This is a genomic window from Curtobacterium sp. ABR8 (assembly GCF_057812125.1).
Map to the genome: position 1 here is coordinate 2,706,376 of NZ_CM173818.1, position 13,371 is coordinate 2,719,746.

The window sequence follows — 13,371 nt, forward strand, 5'->3', positions numbered from 1 at the left end:
ACCCGTCAGTGGTCCTCGGACAGGATCCGGCGTCGAGCACGGAGCGTCCGTCCACGGAGCACCATCACGGCGATGCCGGCGAGCAGCATCGCGCCCGCCACGGTGAGCGGGATCGTCGGGTCGCTCCCCGTGAAGGCGAGCTCGGTGGCGCCGCCACCACCACTGCCGTTCCCACCCACGACCGGCACGGCGGGAGCGGTCGAGGCGGGTGTGGTGGGAACCGGTGCCGTAGCGGTCGGTGTCGGTGTCGGTGTCGGCGTCGCGGTGGGCGCGGGCGCGCGGACGGTCACGACGTAGGTCTCGGTGTCCGGCGGTGCGGTGCCGTTGTCGACCGTGATCGTCACCGTGGTGGTACCGGGCGTGGTCGGCGTGCCGGAGATGACGCCCGTGTCCGGGTTGATCGTGAGTCCCGGCGGCAGGGTCCCACCGTCGGAGTAGGTGGGTGCCGGGTTGCCCGTCGCGGTGACGGGGAACGAGTACGGCGTGCCCGCGGTGGCGTCGGTCGGCGTGCCCGAGGTGATCGTCGGTGCGACGCTCTCGGACGGCGTTCCGGCAGCCGGGCAGTTCACCGGCCGGGTGATGGTGTTGTTGTCGAGCGTCACCGATGCGTTCCGGGCGAGCAGTCGGCCCACGACGGTCGCACCCGTCGTGGCGGTCACGGACTGGTCGGCGAGGACCGTGCCCTGGAACTGGGCGGCGGTGCCGATGGTCGCGGAACTGCCGACCTGCCAGAACACGTTGCACGAGCTCGCGCCGCCGGTGATGACGATCCTCGTGCCGGACCCGATGGTCAGGGTCGATGCGGCCTGGAACACCCAGACGGAGTCCGCGCTGCCGGCGAGCGTCAGTTGGCCGTTGTTCGCCAGCTGCAACGTGCTGCCGTTGTAGACGCCCGGGGTCAGGCTCAGCCCGTTGAGTTCCTCGAGTCCGCCGCGCGTGGGGGTCAACGACGCCGCGACGCCGTACGCGGTCGTGGTGTCGGCCTGCGCCTGAGCCGCGGCGGCGTCGGTCTGGTGGACGGTGCCGTTCACGATCCCGTTGCCGGGACCGCCGAAGCCGGTGATCGACGTGCCGGGCGAGACACCGAGGTCGCCGTTGACCACGCTCGGCCCGGTGTTGGTGACGCTCTGGGCGCCGAGGACGCCGTAGCTCGCCGCGGTGCCGAGACCGACGGGTCCGTCGATGATGGTGGCGGCGGACGCGGCCGAGGAACCACCGAGGGCCAGCGCCGCGGCCAACCCGATCCCGGTGCTGACGACGATGAGCGGACGGAGGATGAGGGTTCTGGCCACGACGGCCCCTGCCTGTGATGGCGAAGTGCGGAAAGAGCGTCGGAGACGCCCGGCGTTCACCGTGTCCCGAGTGTGTCCGCATCGCATGTGTTCCGCGGCCCTGAATCCCAGGTTCACCCGGATCAGCCGATACCGGACAGAACCCGCCCGTTCTGATCGACGACGGCTGTTCGGTATCGTCCTCTCATGCCGCGCGCCGCGATCGTCGTCAACCCCGTCAAGGTCGACCTGCGGGTCCTCCGCAACACCGTGGCCGCCGAACAGCAGCGGAACGGCTGGGCGCCCACGACCTGGTTCGAGACGGCGGCGTCCGACGACGGCCTCGCCGCCGCACGCGAGGCGCTGGCCACCGCGCCGGACGTCGTCCTGGTCGTCGGTGGCGACGGCACGCTGCGCGTCGCAGCCGAGGCACTGCACGGATCCGGCGTGCCGCTCGCCCTGCTCCCCGTCGGGACCGGGAACCTGTACGCCCGGAACCTGCGCATCCCGCTGAACGACGTCGCCGGCTCGGTCCGAGCCGCCTTCAGCGGGACCGATCGGCCGGTCGACCTCGCGTTCGCCGACCTCACCGACACCCAGGGCACGACGACACGCCACGCGTTCCTGGTGATGGCCGGCATCGGACTCGACGCGAACATGGCGGCCAACACCAACGCACGCCTGAAGAAACGCTTCGGGTGGCTCGCCTACTCCGACCCGATCATGCGGTCCGTCATCGGCAACCGGCAGATCGACCTGCGGTACGCACTCGACGACGGCGACACCCGGACGATGCGGGCGCACACGGTCATCGTCGGGAACTGTGGCACGCTGACCGCCGGCGTCCTCCTGCTGCCCGAGGCGGAACCGGACGACGGGGTCCTCGACGCGGTCGCGTTCCGACCGGGTCGGACGGTCGGGTGGGCCGGGGTCGGCTACGGGCTGTCCCTGAACCGGTTCTTCCACCGGACCGGGTTCGGGCGCTTCCTGTCGTGGCTCATCCCGGCCACGCGGACGTTGCGGTACACGAGCGCGCGGGTCCTCGACCTCGCGCTCGATCACCCCGAGCAGATCCAGCTCGACGGTGACCCGTTCGGCACCGTGGTCGCGGTGCGGCTGACGGTCGACCACGGCGGGCTCTTGATCCGGGTGGGGCCGTCGCGGTGACCACGTGAAGACGGGAGGCCCGGTGCCAGCTGGCACCGGGCCTCCCGTCGTCATCGGGCCACGTCGAGAGCGTCAGCCGCGCGCGACACGCACCCGGTCCGCGAACGCCGCGTGCAGCGGGTGCTCCGCGGCCAGGCCGGTGATCTGCGTCACCACGTCGGCATCGGACGTGTCCGAGGCCAGGAGTGCCTGCAGCTCGACGCTCTGCTCGTCGTCCGCGACGTCGAAGCGGAGCGCCGCGCCCATCGCGTCGAGCAGCGCGGTCGGCTCGGTGCCGTCCTCGGCCAGCGACGCGGCCGGCGAGACGAACCGCTCGTCGCGTGACAGCTTGCGGAGCGGCTGACGGCCGACGCGCGTCACCGTGTCCGGCAGGTGCGGGTTCTCGAACCGCGCGATGATCGCCTGGACGTAGGCACGGTGCACCTCGGGGTCGAGTTCGTGACGCCGCACGAGCAGGTCGCTCGTCTCGGCGAGCACGGACTCGAGCTCGGAGCGCACGGCCGGGATCGCGACGGCGTCGGAGATCTTGTCCGCACCGGCGACGAAGCCGTGGTACGCGACGGTGGCGTGCCCGGTGTTGACCGTGAAGAGCTTGCGCTCGATCGAGGCGGCGAGGCCGTCGACGTAGTGCGCACCGGGGATCTCCGGCTCGTTCCCGCCGAACGGCGTGCGGTCGATGGCCCACTCGAAGTAGGTCTCGACGGTGACGTCCAGGCCGGCACCCTCGGGCTGGGCCGGCACGATGCGGTCGACGGCGGTGTTCGCGAAGACGGCCTTCGCCAGCGCCGCGTCGCGGCCCTCGGCCGGGAGCGCGTCGACGATGAACTCGCGCAGGCGGTCCGTGGCGTTCAGCGCGTTCTCGCACGCCATCACGGCGATCGGAGCGGCGGAGGCGTCGCGGGCGACGAGCGCACGCGCGATGACCGGGGCGATGAACTTCAGGACGTTCGGGCCCACCGCGCAGGTGACGACGGCGGCGGCGGCGATCTCGGCGACGACACCGTCCTCGTCCTGCGCGCTGTTCAGCGCACGGAAGTTCGTGACCTCGTGGTCCTGCGCGCCGGCGCCGACCTCGTGGACGGTGTACGAGTCGGCGGCGGCCAGGGCGTCGATCAGCGGCGCGGCGACGTCGGCGAAGACGACCTCGTAGCCCGCTTCGTGCAGGAGCAGCCCGACGAAGCCGCGGCCGATGTTGCCGGCACCGAAGTGGACGGCGGTGCCCCGGTCGGTGGTGCTCACTCGTTGACCTCGCCGAGGATCGACAGGATCGCGCTGGTGTCGGCCGCGTCGGTGAGCTTCTGGACCTCGTCCTCGTCGGAGAACACGATCGCGATCTTGGACAGGATGTCGAGGTGCTCGTTGTTCACGCCGGCGATGCCGACGACGAAGCGCACCGGGTTGCCGTCCCAGTCGATCGGGCTGGCGTAGCGGATGAACGACAGGGCGGACGACTTGATGGCGTCCTTCGCGTCGTTGGTGCCGTGCGGGATCGCGAGGAAGTTGCCCATGTAGGTCGACACGCTCTTCTCGCGCTCGAGCATCGCCGGGTAGTAGTCCGAGGTGACCGCGCCCGCAGCCTCGAGGATCTCGGCCGCCTCCTTCATCGCCTCCGACTTGGTCGGCGCGGTGTCCTCGGTGTGGATCCGGATCTGGCTCTCCTGCAGGACGGGCATCGTGGTTCTCCTTGGTGTTCGAGGGCGTGTCGGAGGGGACGGGTCATCCCCGTCCCCTCCGATACTGCACTTCGTTACTGGTTGTGGCGTTACTGGTTCTTGAGCTGCTCGACGACCTGGTCGTACTGCGGCGCGTTCATGAAGTTGCCGACCGACACGTGCTGCGCGTTCGGGTTCTTCTGCTTGGCGCGGTCCGTCAGTTCCTCCTGCGTGATGATCAGGTCCTCGTCACCGGACAGGTTCGCGATCGCCTTGTTGGAGACCGTGACCCCTTCGATGCCCGCCTTCTTGATCTTGTTGCGCAGGACGCTGGCGCCCATGGCGCTCGAGCCCATGCCCGCATCGCAGGCGAAGACCAGGTTCTGGACCTTCGTCGCGGTGGCGGTGGTGCCCGACGCGGCGGCCTCTTCGGAGTTCGCCGGAGCGTTGTTGCCGAGCAGACCCGCCGTCGCCGAGTTGACGTCACGGCCCTTGTTCGCCTGGAGCTTCGCCATCGCGGCACTCATGTCGCCGCCGCCGTTGGCCAGGTCGCGCTTGCGGCTGGCGAGCAGGAAGAACGACGAGACCGCGAAGGACACCGCGGCGGACAGGACGACCGACAGGATGACACCGAGGAAGCTGTTGCGCTCCGTGGCACCGAGGACGGCGAAGATCGACCCGGGCGATGCCGGAGCGACGAGGCCGGACTGGAACGCGACGTTCGTCGCGACGCCCGTGGCACCACCGAGGATGACGGCGATGAACAGGACCGGCTTCTGCAGCACGTACGGGAAGTAGATCTCGTGGATGCCACCGAAGAACTGGATGATGATCGCGCCGGGAGCGGTCGAGCGGGCGATGCCGACACCGAAGAAGGTGAAGGCGAGGAGCAGACCGAGGCCGGGGCCGGGGTTCGCCTCGAGCAGGAACAGGATCGACTTGCCCGACTCCTGGACCTGCTGCGCGCCGAGCTGGTCGAGCACACCGTGGTTGATCGCGTTGTTCAGGAAGAACACCTTGGCCGGCTCGATGATGACGCTGGCGAGCGGCAGCAGCGAGTGCTGGACGAGGAAGTTCACCGCGTCGCCGAGGCCCTCGGCGATGAGCTTGAACAGCGGGGCGAGCCAGAAGAACCCGGCCATCGCCAGACCGAAGCCGAGGATGCCTGCCGCGTAGTTGTTGACGAGCATCTCGAAGCCCGGCTTGATCTTGCCGTCCCAGATCTTGTCGATCTGCTTGATGAGGTACGCACCGAGCGGTCCGCAGATCATCGCGCCGAGGATCATCGTGGTGCCGTTCGCACCGATGATGACGCCCATGGTCATGATCGACCCGACGACGGCGCCGCGGGTCTCGTAGACCATCCGGCCGCCCTGGATCGCGATCGCGAGCGGGATGAGGTACGTCAGGATCGGCCCGACGAGGCCGACGTTGGCGACGCCGCCCGTCTCACCGAAGCCGCCGAGGATGCCCACGGGCGTCCAGCCGGTCTCGATGAAGAAGGCGGTGATGATGCCCCACGCGATGAAGATCGCGATGTTGGGCATGACCATGCCGGAGAGGAACGTGCCGAACTTCTGAACGGCGACGCGTGCGCCGCCCCGCGACTTCGCGGGTGCGTCGGGCGCTGCAACGGACGACGTTGTCATGTGCGGTGACTTTCTGTGTGGTGGAGCTGCTGCGTGGTGCGGGGAGGGGTGGTGCCGGTGGTGCGTGCTCAGGCGGCGTGCGCTGCGGCCGCGGCGGACTTCGCGGCCGCCGCCGTGCTCGCGGCGAGTGCCGCCTGGGCCATCTCACGGGCCTGCTCGAGCGTGTGCTGACCGAGTTCGGCGCGCACGTCGGCCAGGGCCGCGGGAGTCATGGAGAGGGTGGTGGCGCCGAGGCCGACGAGCACGACGGCGAGCAGCGGGTCGGCCGCGGCCTCACCGCAGATGCCGACGGCCTTGCCCGCGTCGGCGCCGGCCGCACCGAGCTGCGCGACGAGGCGCAGGACGGCGGGGTGCCACGGGTCCTGGTACGACGCGACGGTGCCGAGCATGCGGTCGGCGGCCATCGTGTACTGGGTCAGGTCGTTCGTACCGATCGACACGAAGTCCGCGTTCTGGAAGACCTGTTCGGCCATGAGCGCGAGCGACGGCACCTCGGCCATCACGCCGGCGGTGCGGATGCCGAGCTCGCGGGCCAGGGTGACGAAGTACTCGGTCTCCTCGGCGTCGGCGACCATCGGGGCCATGACCCAGAGGTCCGCCTCGGTCGCGGCGTCGGCCTGGGCCAGGGCGACGAGCTGGTCGCGCAGGACCTCGGGGTGGTTCCGCAGCGCACGGAGACCACGGCGGCCGAGCGCCGGGTTCTCCTCGTCCTTGTCGGTGAGGAACGGCAGCGGCTTGTCGGCACCGGCGTCGAGCGCGCGGACGACGACCTTCTTGCCCGGGAACGCGGCGAGGAGCTGACGGTACGACTCGGTCTGCTCGTCGACGGTCGGCGCCTTCGGCGAGTCGAGGAAGAGGAACTCGGTGCGGAAGAGCCCCACGCCCTCCGCACCGAGAGCAACGGCACCCGCGGCGTCGGCGGGGCTGCCGAGGTTCGCGAGCAGGGGCACGACGTGACCGTCGGCGAGGGCACCGGCGGTGAGCGGTGCGGCGGCTGCGGCGAGCCGGTCGGCGATGCGCTGCTCGACCTCGGACACGAGCGACTCGGACGGCTCGGTGACGACCGTGCCGGCGACGGCGTCGACCACGATCGACTGACCGTCGACCAGGTCGTCGGCGCCGGTGACGCCGACGATCGCGGTGATGCCCTTGGCGCGGGCGAGGATCGCGGTGTGCGAGGTCGGACCGCCGTCGCGGGTGACCAGCGCGAGGACCTTGTCGAGGTCCAGCAGCGCGGTGTCGGCCGGGGCGAGGTCACGGGCGACGAGGACGAAGGGGGTGTCCGACTCGGGGACCCCGGGGGCGTGCACGCCGCGGAGCTTCGCGATGATGCGCTGGGCGACGTCGTCGAGGTCGGCTGCGCGCTCCCCCATGTAGCCGCCCATGCCGACGAGCAGGTCGCGGAACTGGGCGAACGCCTCGTACACGGCGCGCTCGGCGTTGGTGCCGCCGTCGATGCGCGTGTGCACGTCGTCGAGGAGCGTCGGGTCCTGCGCCATGAGCGCCTGCGCCTCGAGCACGGCCTGGGCGTCGCCGCCGGCGAGCTGTCCGCGCTTGTTGAGGTCCTCGGCCACGGCGGCCAGTGCGTCGTGCACGGCCTGCTTCGCGTCGTCCGCCGAACCGGTCAGGGCGTCCTTCGACGGTTCGCCGAGCGGGTCCGCCATGCGGAGCACGGGGCCGTGGGCGACGCCACGGCCGACGCCGGTGCCGAGCAGTTCGGACATTCGAGACTCCTTCATCTCACACGCGCTTGCGGTGGGGTGTTCGTTCGGTGCGCGCACGGCTGAGACGGGACCTCGCCGGTGCGGCTGAGCAGCACACTACCCCGATCCGCGTTGACAAACAAACACATCCGGGGATAAAAATGCAGAAACAGATGCCCGTTTGCGTCTGGCGGCCAGCCGCTCCGGTTCGGTTCCGTCAGGTTCGTGCCCGGACATGTCCGTTCCGTTCCGACCAGGAGACGACGAGGTCCGATGTACGCACCAGAACGCCACCAGCGCATCGTCGAGCAGGCGCGCGCGCAGGGGCGGGTCGACGTCAAGGACCTCGCCGAACTGCTCGAGGTCACGCCGGAGACCATCCGTCGCGACCTCACCTCGCTGGAGCGACGGGGACTGGTCCGACGTGCCCACGGCGGGGCGATCCCGGTCGAACGCATCACGATCCACCCCGGCGTCGGTGACCGCGGCGGCATCAACCAGGCCGAGAAGATGGTCATCGCCGAGGCCGCGCTCGAGGAGCTGCCGGAGAACGGCTCGGTCATGATCGACGCCGGCACGTCCACCATCTGCCTGGCCGAGATGCTGCCGACCGACCGCGGGCTCACCGTCGTCACGCACTCGCTCCCCGTCGCGATGGCCGTCGCGAACCGTCCGGGCATCGACCTCCACCTGCTCGGCGGCAACATCCGCAGCGACTCCCTGGCCGGCGTCGGCACGTGGACGCACCAGCTCATCGGCATGGTCAGCGTCGACGTCGCCTTCGTGAGCATCAACGGCATCACCCCGGAGCGCGGCCTGACGACCCACAACATGGCCGAGGCGGCGGTGAAGTCGGCGATGATCAAGTCCGCCCGACGGAGCATCCTGCTCGCCGACCACACCAAGTTCGGTCGCGAGGAGTTCGGCCGCGTCGCACCCCTCGCCGCGATCGACACGATCATCACCGACCCCGCCGTCAACCTCGACCTGGTCCGCGAGGTCGAGGCCGCCGGCACCGAGGTGTTCTGGCCCGGTCGACCCTGACCGCTCGCCCGACCCGCCCATCCGGCGCTCGCTAGCATGAGCGCACCACCCATCGACAGGAGTACATCGATGTCCGAAGCCACCCGCACCGTGACCGTCGCCAGCGCGTCCGGACTGCACGCGCGCCCCGCGTCCCTCTTCGTCCAGACCGTGACGGCCTCCGGCCACCAGGTCACGATCGCCAAGGGCGACAAGTCCGGCAACGCCGGCAGCATCCTCGCCCTGCTCGGCCTGGGCATCGAGAACGGCGACGAGGTCGCCCTCACCGTGACCGGCGACGACGCCGAGACGACCGCCGACAGCCTGGTCGAGTTCCTGCAGACGGACCACGACGCGGCCTGATCGCGCAGCGACGGACGGGAGGCACGGTGCCGGCTGGCACCGTGCCTCCCGTCCGTCCGTGCTCGCCCCCACCGCCCCGCCCCGGGGTTCCGACCGCCGTCCCGCCCGCAGCCCCGCTCCCGGGGTTCCGAAATCTCGTCATCTCGGCGTCGCCCGCGTCGGTCTGTGGAACCTCGGCGAACGGCGCGCGGCGAGTCGTGGAACCTCGAACTGGTGCGGTCCGAGGCTGTCGGCACCCGCCGATAAGGTGGTCTGCATGACACGCCTGCGCCTCGCATCCGTCAACGTGAACGGCGTCCGCGCCGCCTTCCGCAAGGGCATGGGCGACTGGCTCGCCACCCGCGACGTCGACGTGCTGGCCCTGCAGGAGGTCCGTGCCTCGAGCGAGGACCTCGAAGGTCTGCTCGGCGACGGGTGGGACATCGTGCACGACCCGGCCACCGCGAAGGGCCGGGCGGGGGTCGCGATCGCCTCGCGGCACTCCGCGCACATCCACCGCGTCGCGCTCGGACCCGACGACTTCGACTCCGCCGGCCGGTGGCTCGAGGCCGACTACGAGATCGGCGGCACCACGGTCACGGTCGTGTCCACCTACGTCCACTCGGGCGAGGTCGACACCCCCAAGCAGGACGAGAAGTGGAAGTTCCTCGACGCCATGACCGAGCGGCTGCCCGCACTCCGCGCGCACAACCCGCTCGCCGTGGTCGTCGGTGACCTGAACGTCGGGCATGACCAGCGCGACATCAAGAACTGGAAGGGCAACGTCAAGCGTGCGGGCTTCCTGCCGCGCGAGCGTGCCTACTTCTCGCGCTTCTTCGGCGCCGACGGCGAACCGGTCGAGGGCGCGGACGGCTCGACGGGGCCCGGCCTCGGTTGGGTGGACGTCGGGCGCGCGCAGGCCGGCGACGTCGAGGGGCCCTACACGTGGTGGTCCTGGCGCGGACAGGCGTTCGACAACGACACCGGCTGGCGCATCGACTACCAGATGGCCACGCCCGACCTCGCGGCGAAGGTCACGGAGTACACGGTCGACCGGGCTACGGCGTACGACCAGCGATGGTCCGACCACGCCCCCGTGGTCGTCGACTACGAACTCTGACCCCTCTGCTTGCGCTCCACCTGACCCACAGGAACACCACCATGACCAAGACCCGCATCTTCTCGGGCATCCAGCCGTCCGCCGGCTCGCTGCACCTCGGCAACTACGTCGGGGCGCTCATGCAGTGGCGCGACCTGCAGGACGACTTCGACGCCATCTACTGCGTCGTCGACATGCACGCGATCACCTCGCCGCAGGACCCGGCAGAGCTCCGCGCGAGCACCCGGGCGACGGCAGCGCAGTACATCGCGTCGGGCATCGACCCGACGAAGTCGACGCTGTTCGTGCAGTCCCACGTGCCCGCCCACGCCGAGCTCGCCTGGGTGCTCAACACCCTCACCGGGTTCGGTGAGGCGAGCCGCATGACCCAGTTCAAGGACAAGTCGGCGCGGCAGGGTTCCGAGGCGGCCTCGGTCGGGCTCTTCACCTACCCGGTCCTGATGGCGGCCGACATCCTGCTGTACGACACCAAGGTCGTGCCGGTCGGCGACGACCAGCGTCAGCACGTCGAGCTGACCCGCGACCTGGCCGGACGCTTCAACTCGCGGTTCGGCGACACGTTCGTCGTGCCCGAGGCCCGGATCGGCACCGAGACGGCGCGCATCTACGACCTGCAGGACCCGACGAGCAAGATGAGCAAGTCGGCGGCGTCCGACAGCGGCCTGATCCGTCTGCTCGACGACCCGAAGCGCACCGCGAAGAAGATCAAGTCGGCCGTCACCGACGACGAGCGCGAGATCCGCTCCGACCGCCAGGCCAAGCCCGGCGTGACGAACCTGCTCGCGATCCTGTCGGCGTTCAGCCGGACCCCCGTCGCCGAGCTCGAGGCCTCGTTCGCGGGCAAGGGCTACGGGGACCTCAAGGGCGCGGTGGCCGAGGCCGTCGTCGCCGAGCTCGAACCGGTGCGCGCCCGCACGCTCGAGCTGCTCGACGACCCGGCGGAGCTCGACCGTCTGCTGGCCGTCGGCGCGGACCGTGCCGAGTCCATCGCGCAGGAGACCCTGGCGCGCGTGTACGACCGGATCGGGTTCGTCCCGCGCTTGCGCGGCTGACCGTGCTGCCGGTCACGCTGGAGTCCACCCGGGTCCGACTCGACGTCCCGACCCGGGCGGACACCGCGGCCATCACCGATGCCTGCCAGGACCCGGACATCGTCCGCTGGACGACGATCCCGACGCCGTACCGCGAGCAGGACGCACGGACGTTCGTCGACGCACTCGTCGGTCCGGGGTGGGCATCGGACCGCGAGTACACCTGGGCGATCCGTCGCCGCGGATCGACCTGGCTCGAGGGGATCATCGGCTACCGCACGGCGGGCCGCGACCTCGGATTCTGGCTGGCGCCCTCGGCCCGCGGTGCCGGCCTGATGCACGACGCGGTCGAGCTCGTCGTCGAGTGGGCGTTCGCCGACGGGGCCCCGGACGTCTACTGGGAGTGCTACGAGGGCAACACGGCGTCGGCCGCGGTCGCCCGGAGCGCCGGGTTCTCGTTCACCGGAACCGGGCCCGCACGGATCCCCGGACGCGACGGTGGACCGACGACCGCCTGGACCGCTGTGCGTCGTGCCGACGGTGTGCCGGCGTCCGAACTCGCGTGGCCCGACGCTCCGTGACGCTCCGTTCCCCGTGGTGACGCGTCACCGATCTTCCCGCCGGTAGGCTCGATCCGTGAGCGACACGGCACGACCCACCGAGGTCCGGGCGATGCGCCGCGGACTCGAACTCGCGGCCCTGGGCCCCGTCGTGGGCGACCACGCACGGGTCGGCGCGGTGATCCTCTCCCCCGACGGCGACGTCCTCGCCGAGGGGTGGCACAAGGGTGCCGGCACCCCGCACGCCGAGGTCGACGCGATGGCGAAGGTCGACCCGGCACAGCTGCGCGGCGCCACGGCCGTCGTCACCCTCGAACCCTGCAACCACACCGGACGGACCGGCCCCTGCGCGGTCGCCCTGATCGAGGCCGGGGTCGCCCGCGTCGTGTACGCGATCGACGACCCGGGCGCGGACGTGCACGGCGGTGCCGATCGGCTCCGGGCCGCCGGGGTCGACGTCGTGTCCGGCGTGCTCGCGGACGAGGCCGAGGCGTTCCTCGAACGGTGGCTCCTGTCGGTCCGCCTCGGCCGCCCCTGGGTCACCGTGAAGTGGGCCTCGAGCCTGGACGGCCGCGCCGCCGCTGCCGACGGCACGAGCAAGTGGATCACCGGCGCCGCCGCCCGGCAGCACGTCCACGAGCAGCGTGCCGCGCACGATGCCATCCTCGTCGGCACCGGCACCGTGCTGGCCGACGACCCGAGCCTCACCGCTCGGGGCGACGCCGGCGAACTGCTCGCCGACCAGCCGCTCGCGGTCGTGCTCGGCGACCGCGCCGTGCCCGACGACGCCGCGGTCCGACGACACCCGCGCGGGCTCGTGACCCTGCCGGGGCACGACCTCGCGGCGTCGCTCGCCGCCCTGCGCGGGCACGGCGTGCACTCGGTGTTCGTGGAGGGCGGCCCCACCGTCGCGTCCGCACTCATCGCCGCCGGACTCGTCGACGAGTACCTCGTGTACGTCGCCCCCGTCCTGCTCGGCGGACCCCGCGTCGCCCTCGACGACCTCGGAGTGGGAAGCATGTCCGAGCGTCGGCGGTTGGACGTACTATCGACCACCAGCCTCGGCCCCGATCTGCTGGTCCGAGCCCGACCGCAGCGCACCGACACGACGCAGCCGCAGACACAGCAGCAGCAAAACGACGCAGCACCCGGGTTCGGAGACGACGGGCCCACGAACGACCGGAGCACCCCATGACCGACGCGCTGACCTCCTCCACCCCGGGCAGCCCCGTCCAGTTCGAGGTGTCGACGAACGTCCCGACCACCCACGGCACGTTCCAGATGCGCGCCTACCGCGACCTCGTCACCGGTGCGGAGCACGTCGCGATCATCGGTGCGCTGCCCGACGGGTCCGCACCGTCGGACGGCGCCCTGGTCCGTGTGCACTCCGAGTGCCTGACCGGCGAGGCGTTCGGGTCGTTGAAGTGCGAGTGCGGTCCCCAGCTCGACGCCGCCCTCGACACCATCGCCGCCGAGGGCGGGGTGGTGGTCTACCTGCGCGGGCAGGAAGGGCGCGGCATCGGACTGATCAACAAGCTCAAGGCGTACCGCCTGCAAGAAGACGGCCTCGACACGCTCGACGCCAACCTGGCGCTCGGGCTGCCGGCCGACTCGCGCGCGTACGGCGGGGCCGCGGGCATCCTCGCCGACCTCGGCATCACCCGGGTGCGACTGCTCTCGAACAACCCCGAGAAGCGTCGGCAGCTCGAGGAGCACGGCATCACCGTCGAGTCGCTCGTGCCCCTGGTCGTCGGTGTCTCCACGCAGAACGCCGGGTACCTCGACACCAAGCGCGACCGGATGGGGCACCAGCTGCCTGCGCACCTCGAAGCGGGCGCGGCCAGCTGACTCTG

At 70.9% G+C, this 13,371-nt stretch carries 12 protein-coding genes and 1 pseudogene; 8 read left to right on the forward strand and 5 right to left on the reverse strand.

Annotated elements, in window-relative coordinates; translation table 11 throughout:
• Positions 1-5 precede the first annotated feature (5 nt).
• Positions 6-1,292 (reverse strand): ice-binding family protein, encoded by a 1,287-nt coding sequence (locus ACXKZB_RS12810; protein WP_488823362.1) that lies wholly within the window; start codon positions 1,290-1,292, stop codon positions 6-8.
• Positions 1,293-1,478: 186 nt separating this feature from the next.
• Between ACXKZB_RS12810 and ACXKZB_RS12815 the strand changes: the two genes are divergently transcribed.
• Positions 1,479-2,438, forward strand: coding sequence for a diacylglycerol/lipid kinase family protein (locus ACXKZB_RS12815; protein WP_488823363.1), 960 nt, complete (start codon positions 1,479-1,481; stop codon positions 2,436-2,438).
• Positions 2,439-2,510: 72 nt separating this feature from the next.
• Here ACXKZB_RS12815 and ACXKZB_RS12820 read toward each other — a convergent pair whose 3' ends face one another.
• From ACXKZB_RS12820 to ptsP, 4 genes are all read right to left on the reverse strand, one after another.
• Positions 2,511-3,677, reverse strand: coding sequence for a mannitol-1-phosphate 5-dehydrogenase (locus tag ACXKZB_RS12820; protein ID WP_222658064.1), 1,167 nt, complete (start codon positions 3,675-3,677; stop codon positions 2,511-2,513).
• Positions 3,674-4,111 (reverse strand): PTS mannitol transporter subunit IIA, encoded by a 438-nt coding sequence (locus ACXKZB_RS12825; RefSeq protein ID WP_123313772.1) that lies wholly within the window; start codon positions 4,109-4,111, stop codon positions 3,674-3,676. The genes ACXKZB_RS12820 and ACXKZB_RS12825 overlap by 4 nt, the downstream gene beginning before the upstream one ends.
• An 89-nt stretch (positions 4,112-4,200) precedes the next feature.
• Entirely contained in the window at positions 4,201-5,739 is a 1,539-nt protein-coding gene (locus ACXKZB_RS12830) for a PTS mannitol transporter subunit IIBC (protein WP_488823364.1), read from the reverse strand.
• A 68-nt stretch (positions 5,740-5,807) separates the two neighbouring features.
• Positions 5,808-7,463, reverse strand: a complete 1,656-nt coding sequence (gene ptsP / locus ACXKZB_RS12835; protein WP_488823365.1) for a phosphoenolpyruvate--protein phosphotransferase — start codon at positions 7,461-7,463, stop codon at positions 5,808-5,810.
• Between the two features lie 252 nt (positions 7,464-7,715).
• Here ptsP and ACXKZB_RS12840 point away from each other — a divergent pair, with 252 nt between their 5' ends.
• The 7 genes and pseudogenes from ACXKZB_RS12840 to ribA all read left to right on the forward strand — a co-directional run.
• Positions 7,716-8,486: a DeoR/GlpR family DNA-binding transcription regulator gene (locus ACXKZB_RS12840; protein WP_222658067.1), complete on the forward strand. Its 771-nt coding sequence runs from the start codon at positions 7,716-7,718 to the stop codon at positions 8,484-8,486.
• A 69-nt stretch (positions 8,487-8,555) separates the two neighbouring features.
• Positions 8,556-8,828, forward strand: a complete 273-nt coding sequence (locus ACXKZB_RS12845; RefSeq protein WP_488823366.1) for an HPr family phosphocarrier protein — start codon at positions 8,556-8,558, stop codon at positions 8,826-8,828.
• A 256-nt stretch (positions 8,829-9,084) separates the two neighbouring features.
• Positions 9,085-9,927 (forward strand): exodeoxyribonuclease III, encoded by an 843-nt coding sequence (locus ACXKZB_RS12850; protein WP_488823367.1) that lies wholly within the window; start codon positions 9,085-9,087, stop codon positions 9,925-9,927.
• A gap of 41 nt (positions 9,928-9,968) precedes the next feature.
• Positions 9,969-10,979: a tryptophan--tRNA ligase gene (gene trpS, locus ACXKZB_RS12855; RefSeq protein WP_488823368.1), complete on the forward strand. Its 1,011-nt coding sequence runs from the start codon at positions 9,969-9,971 to the stop codon at positions 10,977-10,979.
• 2 nt (positions 10,980-10,981) lie between these two features.
• Entirely contained in the window at positions 10,982-11,539 is a 558-nt protein-coding gene (locus ACXKZB_RS12860) for a GNAT family N-acetyltransferase (RefSeq protein WP_488823369.1), read from the forward strand.
• A gap of 91 nt (positions 11,540-11,630) precedes the next feature.
• Entirely contained in the window at positions 11,631-12,713 is a 1,083-nt protein-coding gene (gene ribD, locus ACXKZB_RS12865) for a bifunctional diaminohydroxyphosphoribosylaminopyrimidine deaminase/5-amino-6-(5-phosphoribosylamino)uracil reductase RibD (protein WP_488825892.1), read from the forward strand.
• Between the two features lie 29 nt (positions 12,714-12,742).
• Positions 12,743-13,366, forward strand: a pseudogene (gene ribA, locus ACXKZB_RS12870) (GTP cyclohydrolase II); the annotation flags it as partial.
• Positions 13,367-13,371: the final 5 nt, after the last annotated feature.